The organism is Methanosarcina acetivorans C2A (assembly GCF_000007345.1).
Classification (GTDB): Archaea; Halobacteriota; Methanosarcinia; order Methanosarcinales; family Methanosarcinaceae; genus Methanosarcina; species Methanosarcina acetivorans.
Genome location: NC_003552.1, coordinates 1,988,476 through 2,001,422, shown reverse-complemented (window position 1 = coordinate 2,001,422; position 12,947 = coordinate 1,988,476). Strand labels below are relative to the sequence as shown.

The 12,947-nt window shown below is 42.0% G+C and carries 10 protein-coding genes; all 10 read right to left on the bottom strand.

Going from position 1 to position 12,947, the window contains the following annotated elements:
* Positions 1-254 precede the first annotated feature (254 nt).
* The 10 genes from MA_RS08640 to MA_RS08590 all read right to left on the bottom strand — a co-directional run bounded on the left by MA_RS08640 (position 255) and on the right by MA_RS08590 (position 12,712).
* The gene (locus MA_RS08640; RefSeq protein WP_011021671.1) at positions 255-1,229 is read right to left on the bottom strand and encodes a DMT family transporter; all 975 of its coding nucleotides are present in this window, start codon (positions 1,227-1,229) and stop codon (positions 255-257) included.
* Between the two features lie 157 nt (positions 1,230-1,386).
* A complete protein-coding gene (locus MA_RS08635) occupies positions 1,387-3,063 on the bottom strand; it encodes an adenosylcobalamin-dependent ribonucleoside-diphosphate reductase (protein ID WP_011021670.1) in 1,677 nt (558 codons plus the stop codon).
* 540 nt (positions 3,064-3,603) lie between these two features.
* Entirely contained in the window at positions 3,604-4,017 is a 414-nt protein-coding gene (locus tag MA_RS08630; protein ID WP_011021669.1) for a helix-turn-helix domain-containing protein, read from the bottom strand.
* Positions 4,018-4,215: 198 nt separating this feature from the next.
* Positions 4,216-4,545, bottom strand: coding sequence for a hypothetical protein (locus MA_RS08620; RefSeq protein ID WP_011021668.1), 330 nt, complete (start codon positions 4,543-4,545; stop codon positions 4,216-4,218).
* 529 nt (positions 4,546-5,074) lie between these two features.
* Positions 5,075-5,542: a peptidylprolyl isomerase gene (locus MA_RS08610; protein WP_048065176.1), complete on the bottom strand. Its 468-nt coding sequence runs from the start codon at positions 5,540-5,542 to the stop codon at positions 5,075-5,077.
* Between the two features lie 915 nt (positions 5,543-6,457).
* The gene (locus tag MA_RS24460) at positions 6,458-9,238 is read right to left on the bottom strand and encodes a lectin like domain-containing protein (RefSeq protein ID WP_162013078.1); all 2,781 of its coding nucleotides are present in this window, start codon (positions 9,236-9,238) and stop codon (positions 6,458-6,460) included.
* Positions 9,239-9,667: 429 nt separating this feature from the next.
* Complete coding sequence (locus MA_RS29345) at positions 9,668-9,799, bottom strand: hypothetical protein (protein WP_282679967.1); 132 nt, start codon at positions 9,797-9,799, stop codon at positions 9,668-9,670.
* A 313-nt stretch (positions 9,800-10,112) separates the two neighbouring features.
* Positions 10,113-10,661: a ferredoxin-thioredoxin reductase catalytic domain-containing protein gene (locus MA_RS08600; RefSeq protein WP_048065175.1), complete on the bottom strand. Its 549-nt coding sequence runs from the start codon at positions 10,659-10,661 to the stop codon at positions 10,113-10,115.
* 14 nt (positions 10,662-10,675) lie between these two features.
* A complete protein-coding gene (locus tag MA_RS08595; protein WP_011021663.1) occupies positions 10,676-10,981 on the bottom strand; it encodes a glutaredoxin family protein in 306 nt (101 codons plus the stop codon).
* 222 nt (positions 10,982-11,203) lie between these two features.
* On the bottom strand, positions 11,204-12,712 hold the full coding sequence (locus MA_RS08590; RefSeq protein ID WP_011021662.1) for an MFS transporter: 1,509 nt from the start codon (positions 12,710-12,712) through the stop codon (positions 11,204-11,206).
* Positions 12,713-12,947 lie beyond the last annotated feature (235 nt).

Here is a 12,947-nt window from a genome sequence, read left to right as displayed (position 1 = left end):
CAAAAATCGGTATCCTCCACCTGCTGTTTTTTGCCGACTGGGATGCTGGCTTGAATTCAGTACAGTGAGGAGGAAACCAGTAAGAAGGAAACAAGCAAAAAATTACAGCTTAAGAGATTAGAATTATGTCCATAATTATAGGGGACTACCGGATTTCTCAAAAACAGAATTTTTTAGGAATCGAATATATCAAAAAGAGGAAATCTAAAAAAGATTCTTACCGGGAAAGAAAATAAAAAAAGAAAGAGGAGGACTTATTTATCCAGTACCCTTAGAAGTCCTTTTTTCCATGATATCTTTTTGCTTGATACTATCTTTTCCCCTAGAACCAATTTCTTCAGGAAATCAAAGTTATCCAGGCTTACTACGATTGCTGCTGCAAGGATAAAGAAGGAACCTATAAGCATCCCACTGTGAATCGGGCTTCCCAGAATAGTGTAATCAAAGAAGATGCAGGAAACCGGTTCAAGAAGGGTGAGGATGCTGCCGGTAATGGCACTTACGCCCGCAACTCCTCTGATATAGAAGACTGCACCTACACCGGTGATAAGGATTCCAAAGAGTGTGAGGATGGGAAGATTTGCAGCGAGCACCTGTCCGGGAAGTGTGACTGCGAAAGGAGACAGGAAGACCAGGCTGATTGCACTCTGCCAGACAAGCTGGGTAAGGCCGTTATACTCATCTCTGAGGAAGCGGACAGATATTATGACTCCACTGCTGAAGAGACCTCCTATGAGTCCGAAGATTACGCCTTTAAGATAGGTGCTGCCAAATGCAAGCTGTTCAAAACCCCCTTCAGGTCTTGTTACGTAGAAAACACCTATAAGACCCAGGAAAAGGGCAAGAATAGTTCTTCCGGTATTTTTTTCTCCAAGAATTATCGGAGCAAGGAAAGTCAGGTATATGGGATCGGTATACAGAAGAAGAACAGCAGAAGAAGCTCCAAGGTAACGGATTGCAGAATAGTAGGAAAACATTTGTGAAACGTACAGAATTCCCAGAAGAAGAAGGTATTTTTTCTTTCGTTTCAACGAGAGTTGCCCTAGATTTCCGGTAATTGCAAGATAACATATTATGGCTGAAAGCCCGAAAAGAACTCTATAGAAAATAATAGATCCTACAGACATGTCCTTAAGCAATTCCATGAAAATTCCGACGGTACCATAAATAATACATGCAGTTAGTAATTCAATATGATGTTTGAGGGGAGTAGTCACGGAGGGAATCATATATATTCAGGGGGTATGAATGTATATATATTTTTAGTAAGATAATGGCAATTTTAGTGGTATAACACTTCATAAAAAAATATGAAAACTTCGCAAAAAGTTAAATTTTTCCGGCAGGGACTAGCCAGAATTTCAAAATGCCCCTTAAGAGAACAATTCAGTTTCCGGATTTTTTTAAGTTAAGAACCACATACTGTCTGCTTCCCGTCCTGTAGATCGTAATCCCCTTTAATCCCTGTTTCCAGGCATAAATCAGAGCTTGCTCGATATCTTCTTTTCCGGCATCTACAGGCATGTTGATGGTCTTTGAAATTCCTGCATGACAGTGGCGTTGAAAAGCTGCCTGTATATCAATATGAGTTTTCCACCCAATATCAAGGGCTGATCTGAAGAGCTTTTTTTCATTCTCGGGCACAATTTCAGGGTCGTCTATGTCCTGCAGGGTCCCATGTGCGTAGACATGCTCAAGGAGCTCATTATAATCAGATTCCGAGAGCCTGGGCTTGAAATGTGCTTCAAAGAGAGGGTGGACGAGCAGGAATTCTTTTCCCACTGTCCGGGTCCTCCTGTAGACCCAGCTGAAAACAGGTTCAATCCCTGCAGAACAACCGGCAAGAATGCTGATAGTGCCGGTCGGGGCAATTGCAGTCAATGTGGCATTTCTCATCGAGAGTTCCCATATGGATTTTTCATACTCCGGAAAAGGTCCCTTTTCTGCCGCAAGTTTTCTTGATTCCCGGACCGCAGCCCAGTTAATCTGTTCCATAAGCTTTTCTGCAAGTTCGACGGCTTCTGTTGAGTCATAGGACAGCCCCAGTTTCAAAAGCATATCATGAAATCCCATAACTCCGAGTCCGATTTTCCTTGTCTTTCGGGTAGCCTCCGCAATCTCCGGGACAGGGTACACATTGATATCAATTTCATTATCCAGAAAACGGACGGCTTTTCCGGCTGTTTCCCTTAAGAAGTCCCAGTTGATTTTTCCGTCCGCAACAAAAAGGGATAGGTTAAGGCTGCCCAGATTGCAGGACTCATAAGGCAGGAGAGGCTCTTCTCCACAGGGATTTGTGGCAGTGATGTCCCCAAGCCCCGGCGTGAAGTTATCCCTGTTAATACGGTCATAGAAGAGAACACCCGGTTCTCCATTTCTCCAGATCCCTTCAACGATTTCGGAGAATACGTCCCCAACCGTTGCCCCTGTCCGGGGGTTCCAGACCTCTTCGGTGCTGCCCGCTTCAACAAGCCTGAAAAAAGCATCACGAACCATTACGGAGAGGTTGAAATTTCTGAAGCTCCCTTCAACATGCTTTGCCCTGATGAAGGGAATAATATCATCATGCGAGACATCAAGAATTCCTATATTTGCGCCTCTCCGTCTGCCGAACTGTTTGATTACTTCGGTTGCCTCGTTAAAGAGTCTCATGAAAGATATTGGTCCGCTTGCAACTCCGTCAACACAGAGGGCATGAGACCCTTTTGGCCTTACCCTTGAGAAATTAAACCCGCTTCCCCCACCGGTTTTCTGTATAAGAGCTGCCGTTTTGAGGGCATCAAAAATCTCTTCGACACTGTCTTTCACAGGGACTACAAAACAGGCGGCAAGCTGGCCAAGTTCCGTGCCTGCATTCATAAGCGTGGGAGAACTCGGGACAAAGATTTTACGGACCATCAGGTCTTTGAATTCCAGATATTCGTCTTCATCTGTTGAAATTGCCCTTGCCACCCTTTCACAAATGTCTCCCCAGCCTTTTTCCCCTTCGCGCAGATACCTGGCTTTGAGGGCTTCGGCAACCAGAACATCCCATCCCTCGGCTGTTTCCCACACAGAAATCATTCCCCCGGAAAAGTAAGCAGACTCAGTCTTCGATAAAAGAAATTGTATTCAATATTGAACAGGATTTTTTATCTTTGTATCCGAACAAGCGTTCAGAACTTATGATCAGAGATTTTAGTCATAAGTTATGATTATGATTTGAAATCAGGGGTTATAATCAAAATCATATTTGCTTAAATTCAAAATAGGTTTTTGTTGTTAAAGAAAATTATTCTTTCGGCCTGGAGCTAATTTCTTCAACATTTTGTTGCTCTAAATTGCGAGATGGTCTTCCAGTCGTTTTTTCTGGCGGACAGGCGGACAAAATTTTTCGCGGCGCAGGAAGAAAAAACTGAAAGATTTCCTTCGTGATTCCGGAACAGATCAACGATTAATCAAGAATCACCGTAATTGGGATAAACAGGTTGAATCAGAAAAAGCAATCAGAAGAAATAGAATCAAAAAGGAATAGTCAGCAGAAATAGAATCAAAGGGGACAATCGGAAAAATAGGACCGAAAGAGAATATCCGGAAGATATGAACTTAATATTTTCCGTTAACTTATTCCTGTATTCGGGTTTCCTCGTCTCCTATTCTCAGAATGAGAGTACTTACCTTATCATCCATTTTTTCAATCAACCCGTTCATCTGGCAGTACCATTCGTCAACGTTCTTTTTTACCATCTGCTTCATTTCCCAGGGTTCGATAGCTACATATTCATGGTAGTATCCTCCGCTCTCCAGAGACCTTGTTTCCCTGTAAACAACTCCGCATGTTATGAGGTTCTGTAGAGAACGGTATGCAGTACTTCTTTCTCTGTTAAGAATTTCCCCCAGCCCGTCGGTTGTAAGAGGTCCATGCATGAGCAGGATCTTGTATGCCTCGATGTCAAGAGATTTCAAGCCGAGCACACATTTTACCATATCTTCACATCTGAAGCTTGCTCTGATCATCTCGTGAATTGAATCTACCATAAAATCACTATTTGAGTAATTTTTCTTTCATTAAAGTTAATCAGGGTTGATATTGCTTCTCTTCTCTCAATCCTGATCCTCTTTACCTTATTTGAGGAGCACAGGATCAAGCAAGTTTTTCGGACTACCTTGAAAATCGGGAGGTTTGCAGGTTTCCGTAAACTTGCTTTCAGCATTAGTCAGTATCCCCTTTCCAATTCAAAGTGCCTGGTTTTGTCGATGAATACCTGTGGAATCTCTACTCTTGAATAGGAAAAAGGTCATTATCCTGTGTACCATCCCAGCAGGATTTAAGTAAAAAAGGCAGTGTTGAATCCGGGACATGTCTTTTTTGAAGCAGAGCTCAACTTTCTCTCCGATCCGGATGTCCATCAGGAAATAACAATCTCTGGTATTCTCTTTTATTGTTCCTGGAGCAAGGATTTCAAAATAAAAGACTTTCTTTTCCCTGAGAAGAGATATGTATTCGGAAAGAAGAGTTACTTTTCTCTGGCAAGTTTTGGGGACTGACAGCTTGTTTTCGAACACCGTTTTTCGCTCCTGTGATCCTCAATTTGCCATTAATGCACACATAGTATAAATAACGTTATGTTCATTCATACATAACGGATGAAGAATTGGTAGAAATCCAGAAAAAGGAAATGGAACAATTAAAATGAATTAGAGAACCTTAAAAAACAATAACAGCTTAATGAAAACTGCTTAGAAGGTGCTTTTCCAGAACCAGTTAAAAAGCCTGAAAAGGGGCAATTTAAGAAATAATAAACTTAAGAAAATGAAAAAATGATTGGGATTTTTGGGAAAACGCCCGGATCTCGATCTTTTTTGCAAATCTTTCTTAGCAGATCTTTCTTGGCAGATCTTTCTTGGCAGATCTTTCTTGGCAGATCTTTCTTGGCAGATCTTTCTTGGCAGATCTTTCTTACAAATCTTAGTAGATCTTTGATGATATTAGCGATCATAGCTGATATTATGATCTTATATGACCTTGTTCCGGACACCGAAAACTGATATTCTCTTCCCGAATCCTTTTAATAGTCCCTTACTTTCGTTTTATTCAGACCAGTTCAGCCTTCACGATTTTTACTTCAGTCTTCGGGCGGTCCTGACGGTCGGTTTTTACCTTCCCCATGGCATCGACAACGTCCATGCCTTCTACAACCTTTCCGAAAACAGGGTGCATTTTGTCCAGATAATTGTTGTTTACGAGGTTAATGAAGAACTGGCTTCCGCCTGTGTTCGGGCCTGCATTTGCCATAGAGATAGTGCCCCTGTCGTTCCGGTTGTGCTTTGTAAACTCGTCCGGAATCTCATAGCCAGGTCCTCCCATACCCGTTCCTGTCGGGTCTCCGCCCTGAATCATGAATTTATCGATTATCCTGTGGAAAATTACGCCGTCATAGAATCCCTTATCTACTAGTTTTGCAAAGTTTCCTGCAGTAATCGGCATGTCCTCAAACAGTTCAATAGTGATATCGCCCATAGTGGTGTTTAAAACCACTTTCTTTCCCTTCCATACAGCCATTTATTTTCCTCTACCGGTCTTTTAACCTTATTTTTATGTGTGCCTGGCTTTTTGCCGGCTTTTTGTGCATTGTATGCTCGCCTTACATGTAAATGCTTCGACACCCTAATTGCGATTCTGGATCACAGGAAATCGGAGGTTTTCTGGAAGTTGCACTGCAAGTGCAACAGCCCACCGTCCTTTTCGGCAGATTTGCGGCTCTGCAGTACGCTGTCTGTTTCGCTAGTATATAAGGTAGTTGCAGCATTTTTTTATTGCTGCAATTTCATAAAAACGATACGTAAGCTGGGAAGGTAGTTTGCTCGTATAACCTTTTAGCTATCTCATATCGCTTTTATCATGCTCAACGCAGGAGAGCGGCCTTTTCAAAAAAGAGAGAAAAGAAACTTCAAAATCCTCAAATGAATCGGCTTTTAACACCTTTAAGGAATTAACATGTAAAAATGACCGTATAAACTGCTAACTTTCTGCTTTTTTTGCCTTTTCTACTTTTTTGCTTTTTACTTCTACTTCATTTTGTGAAAGACCACCAGACAGGCTCGCAGAGGAGCTAATATTTATCAGCGAATTAAAATGCGGTTCAAAAAGTCAAGATATGAATTCGTCTATTCTTTTTTTTGCTTTACAGAAAAGACAGGTTCAGCCTGCAAGGAGTAGAATTGAAAATCAAAGAATCTCGGTTTTTGATATCCGGTAATATCTACATTTATAAGGGAGCGCCAAAATCAGTACATTTGCCGGTTCCAGCCTCGATGAAGCTGGTAGCAAGATAAATACAGATAATACTCTAGTTTTATCAGTATATAAAACAGTATCAACCTTGCCAAATCTTACACAAAAATTTCAAAAATGAGGATTTTGATCTCTGTTATCCAGAGTAAAATCCCCATCAATTTTTACTGTGAGTTCGGGTATTTAATTTATTAACAGACACCCAAAAACTGCTCTACTGGTCGGGTAAAGTGTTGAGTCCATACTCACCACAAAGAATCTGAATCCAGTAGCGTTTTCCGGAACCTCTACTTCCAGGAGAAGTATAATCTCTTCCCCTTCCAACAAATTCACATCTTTTTCAGTCCATGAGTACCAAGACGGGTCTATGCTACTCGAAGTCGGAACCATATCGTTCTTGATCTGGATTTTTAATGTGTCATCAACATTTTGGTCATTTCGAATTGTAATCTCGAAAGGTACAGTAGTTCCTTTCGCTGCAAAGGTCATTATCGGATTCATACTGAAAGACACATTTCCTTCACGTGTGAGGACATTGCAGGGCAGTGAACTTTCAGCCTTATTGCCAGCTGCATCCAGGGCAACTACCGGAATAGAATATTCCCCTACATCAGATGGAGCCTGTATGCTTCCTTCCCATAAGTTCCCGTTTTTAGTAAGCTGCACATCGTCTACAGTTACATTTACAACTCCGATATTATCCGTTACATTAACTGTAACATTAATAACAGAATCGCCGGTCGTATTGACAGGATACGAACTGACTGACTGAATCACCGGTGGTTCAGTATCCGGTGTTATTTCAGTTGCAGTATAACTTGTCGAGTTGTTCCATGCAACGTTTCCTGCCTCATCCCTTGCTGACACATTCACGAAATGAGTTCCTGACAGTGCACTAATTGTTCCTTCCCAGATATTTCCGCTGATGTTATTCAGATTATTTCCGTCAGCTTCAACAGAAGTTACTGCAACATTATCCGTAGCGTTTACACTTATCAGGATAAAGTCACCAGCATTTGGATTGCTGTTATTCAGACTGACTGAGTTGATCACAGGGTCCTGAGTATCCGGTATTATTTCCGTTGCAGTATAACTTGTCGAGTTGTTCCATGCAATATTTCCTGCCTCATCCCTTGCTGACACATTCACGAAATGAGTTCCTGACAGTGCACTGATTGTTCCTTCCCAGATATTTCCGCTGATGTTATTCAGATTATTTCCGTCAGCTTCAACAGAAGTTACTGCAACATTATCCGTAGCGTTTACACTTATCAGGATAAAGTCACCAGCATTTGGATTGCTGTTATTCAGACTGACTGAGTTGATTACGGGATCAATGTCATCAGAAGTAGTGGTGTATGCTTTTATGCAGCAATTATACTTAGATTCGCCTGAAGCCAAATCTGACCAGTTTATTCCATCGCTGCTAATGTAACTTTCTCCGGTGTTAGCGCTCGCTTTGCTCGAATAATTTTCAATTACACCTTCAATTGGAAATACTATAGGAGACCCGGAACTAAGTTTCACAACAATCGAGAAATTATCTCCTGTACTCAGAGATACACTCTGTTCGAGAGGGATTGTGTGATATCCTGGCAGTTCAAAACTACCTGAACTATTACATACTAATGTGCCGCCATTCGGAATGTTTGCCGGATTAATATATACATAGACTTCATAGTTGACGTCAGGTTGAGGCGTATAAAGCCCTATAGCCTGAAGTTCTTCATTTGATTCGGCAGTAAAGACATTGGCAGCCCAGATAGAATTTATATCATATCTGTAATCGTGTGTCCATCCCAGAGGGTCATATTGATAAACTTTTTCATAATTGTTTGGACTTTCGGCGGTGTAGAAAAATAAGTCTTTAAAACCATCTTCCATACCAAGATTTGCATCGTAATATGAAATATAAAAATATCCGGTTCCATTAATTCCATTATCGGTACCCCAGCTGTTTTTGCAGATAAAGGCTCCATCACCTGGGGGAGTGGAATTGAATTCATTCCTGCTAAAGCTATTATCCCAGCCTACAATACATATTGAATGACCATTGTTCGTACCAATTGTGGGATTATAGTATGTTACGTAAGATTTTCCGTCTTTTTCCTTAAAGCAATCCAACTTTACATTAAAAGATGCAAGAACTCCTCCCTCTTCTTTGACCATTTTTTTAATCAGCCCATTATCTGTGGAGTTATTGCGCGGCGGTAAAATAATTATTTCCTGAACATGTTTTTGTACATCTTTATCTGTAGGAGACATTCCTGAGTTTTCGTTGAAAGGATCATCGGATTCGAGTATAGGCCCGCTCCACCTTGTAAGGTATGCCGCTGACATATACGCGTTTCCTGCATCGTTGTAAGTCCGGTCAAATCCTTCAGAATAACCGTCAGAAAGGAGATTTTTCATGTTATTTTCTGAAAAGTCCCACTGGTACGAATCAACTGGTATCAAATATGATTCAAGTGAAGCAAGTGTAGCAAAAGCCCAGCAAGTACCTGTAGAACCTTGATCTTTTACGGGAGTTACCCTTCCTTCGTCCACAAGGCTAAAGTATGACTCTGTCGGATATCCGGAGAGCTGCGCACCTGTAATCAACTGGTGAGATTCTGAAATGAGTTCGGTATCCGGAATATAAACATAGTCGTCAGGCCAGTAAACAGAAGTGGGAGAAGGAATAATTCCCAGGGTTATAAGCTCCCCGTTTTCGTCGTAATGTTGAGATGTCCAATTCTCTGGACATTCGATGTAGTCCTGAAAATCAGGATTTAATGGGTCCACCTGAAGGTCCAGATTCAGAGCATCCGAAAACTCATCTTCAATGTAACAATAAGAGGTCAAATTATCTGGATTTTCAGAAAGATCTGAAAGTTCAGGACTTAATGAATCTATTTTTGGTACTGAATCTAAATCACCTGCACATGCATAGAATGACATCATGGTTAAGAGTGCAAATAACATGCATCTCCTGGCAATAAAACAAAATGATTTTTTGTATGATTTTTTGTTTTTGAATCTTTGAAAGTTCATATTTTCTATAGCCCCCATTCAACTAAAAACTGGAATAAGTCAATATGTTTGCCCAGCCTGTTTCTATTCACATCTGGAAAACAACCTCTACTTGAGACCAGGTTGTAAAAATCTATTATTTTCTTCAGTGGGCCCTTTTATGAGTGTAGACTTGTCCAAAAAGATCTTCTAGTTCTCCTGGAAGTAGAGAATTTGGGCATTGAGATGACTCGGTTCCACAAAAAAAGCCACATACCCACTTATGTCCTCCGTCGCATGAATCGAACAGTACTATTCCATCCCCACAAATGGCAGAAAATATATGTTCTGCTTAATTGACAGTAATCTGATTTTTCCAAAAAGATGGATTTATCATCGAGCTCATCCCAAAACATATTTTATCCCTGCATCGGTCAAAATTTCAGAATTATTTTCATTATCTGTGACGTGATTGACGATTTCAGATTCAAGATCCTGAGAGCCGATTTTGAGTTTTGGGATAAGCTCATCCATAAACTTCACTTTTCATTCTAAACACCCCCCACAGATTAAAAATAATTATGAATACTCAAACTATGAGATATATGTCGTAAAGTTAATACGTAAGAACCTATATAAAGTTATTTATCGACGAATATAAATATCTACTCAAAAATAGGTTAATAAAAACACAAAATTGGGATCAATTTTAGGGACCTTCAACAACTTATTTTTCTATAACGCCAGCTAAAAAATAGAAAGAGATAATTCAAAAGAAGAAAATTAAGAAGAAATTTTAAAAGTAGAATTGGAAAATGTGAAAGGAAAGAAAATTATATGAGAATTTTCACATGAACCGTTCGAATCTTTCCTTCCTTGCCTTGCAGATGGGGCAGACTCCCGGAGCCTCGTCCATGGCGCAGAGATATCCGCAAACCTTACATCTCCATACCGGCTTTGAAAGTTTTCCTGTAAATTCCATAGTTTCCATCATCTCCGCTCTTGAGGCTTCCTCAGCTCTTATGGCTTCCCTTTTCTCGCGGGGAGGGCGCCTTTCCGGGATAGACTCAACTTCTTTTTCTCCTCGGATGACTTCATCCGAAACATAGAGGGCACAGTAACAGGCCCCGTAATCGTTCAGGTCAGGGTCTCTGTAATAGCAGGGACAGATTATGTCAAGATCCTCTTCCTTGTTGTCAGCGGAGAGCCTGCACGGACAGGACCAGTAACCATAACGTCTTTCGTTAGCCAGCAGTCCCCGCACAAGTTCTTTTGTGAATTCAACGTCAGGGTTGAGGTGGTAGCCCGACTTTTCAACCTCCTGGTTCAAGCGCCTGTAGACTTTATCTACTTCTTCTTCGGATATGCCTTCTTCAGAAACTTCCTCTTCTTTCAACCTGAATTCCCCCCTTAAAAGCCAAGAGCTTCACGGATTTGTTTTTCCTTAAAACCCACAATTGCCTTTTCGTCGTTTAGAATCGTTGTTGGAAAAGAAACTGAAGGATTAAAACGGCTGACCTGCTTAATGGCGTTGCTTTTTTCCTCTTCCTCCAGCAAGTCCACAAAAACGTACTCAAAATCCACTCCCAGATCGGTGAGCAGTTTCTTTGTTTTTTTACACCATACACAGGTGCTCAGCCCGTACATTACGATCTTACCCCTGTCAATTCCGGAAACATGCTTTCCTTTATCTGTGTCCTTACTAAATATATTCATTATATAAACCCCCTGGCAAAATTAAATCGGCTGCACACGTGAGCATTTCGTTCAGGACAGCCTGCCGCTAGGATCTGGCAAAAAGAAAAAAACACCAGATAACAATAGATTCTATAAACTCCTTATCAGAAAATGTCAGAGAAAGTATATAAAATTGAGATATACTTCTGGTTGCAAGTCCTCCGGATACGCCGGATTACTCCAAACGGAACCCCATGAAGGTTATTTCTCAAAGCCCTGTTTTTTACCTGCTTCAGGTATGCCGGTAACAGCCGCAGAGCTGGTTTTTCCTCTCGCCAGAGATGCAAATATCCCAAGAGTACAGAAGACCGTAAACAGGATAAACGCATAGTGCAGGCTTAAAACGAACCGGGAGTAATATTCAGGCGTAATCTCCACAGGGCCGATGACAACCGCAAAAATCATCATTGCAATGCCCATTGAGAGCATCTGGCCAAGAAGCCGCATCGTGCCATTCATCCCTGATGCAACGCCGTAGAACCTTTTATCAACCGAACTCATAATTGCATTCGTGTTCGGGGAAGAGAAGAGCCCGAAGCCTGCCCCGAGTATGAGAAGGGTGAGAACCATATGCCAGAGAGGAGTTGTTTCCGTAAGGAAAATGAGGAGGAAAAGCCCTATTGCTGTGAGCGCCATTCCCGCCGAGGCAACGATCCGCGGCTCAATCCTGTCAGAAAGCCTCCCGGCAACAGGGGAAACCATAGCCTGGACAACAGGTTGCGCTATCAGAATAAAACCTGCATGCTCGGGAGTGAAGCCTTTTGTGTACTGCAGATCCAGGCTTAAGAGAAAAGTCACTGCAAAGGTTGCACTGTAATTGATAAGCGCGGCAAGGTTCGAAAGGGCAAAGATCCTGTTTTTTGTAAGGAGCCTGATGTCAAGAACAGGAGACGGGATTTTCAGCTCGTATAACGCAAAACCGAGAACTCCGAGAATTCCCGCGGCTATAAGTGCAGCTCCTTTAAAGTCCGGGAGATATGAAAACCCGTACATGACGGCAATGACCGCCGCCCCATAGAGAACAGATCCCGCCAGGTCGAATTTCTCCCCCCTGAACCCGGTCCATTCCCCTTTCAGTTTCCAGAGGACGATAACAACCGTGGTGATACCTATAGGCACATTTACGAAGAAGATGCTCCTCCAGCCCAGATACTGCGTCATCAAGCCTCCAAGGAAAGGCCCAAGGGAGAGCCCGAGGTAAACTGCAGTGATATAGATCCCGAGAGCTTTTCCCCGTTCCCCCGGAGGAAAAACGGAGGTAACGATGGCAACTCCGGTCCCGAAGATCATAGCACTTCCCAAACCCTGGAAAACCCGTATTATGATAAGCAGTTCGGTTGAAGGAACCATGGTCATCAGCAGGGATGCAAAACTGAAGATAACAATGCCGTAGAGGAAAATCTTTTTCCTTCCGTAAATATCTGCGATTTTTCCGAACGGGACAAGAAACACGGCTGAAGACAGAAGGTACGCGGTCGCAACCCAGGAAAGGGCAATCGCTGTCATATGAAATTCCGCTCCAATTGTGGGTAGGGCAATATTTACTGCCGAACCGTCAAAAGGCGTGATAAATCCGGCAAGTACCGCAATAGTGAGTACGATTCGTTTTTCTATGGCAGCGTCACGGGTGTCACCATCAGAGGGGGGTACAGGACGGCTAATCCCCGCAACTTCAGCAGCCGATCCGGTGTTTTTCGTTTCTTTTACCATGTTTATCACGATCAGAAAGGGCGTTATCTTCTATCTGGGAGTCATCTGGGAGTCCGAAAGATTGCAGGGTTTATACACGGGCTGCAGTATTAAGCATTAGTGCTCTCCTTACAATATTTTCCTTTGTATGGTTGACCGATAAGGATACTTACTAAATCGAGACTTACTAAATCAAGAAACTTACAAATGACCAGTCAAATAATCGTCAAAATGAGATGGCTGTTGTATCCTGAAA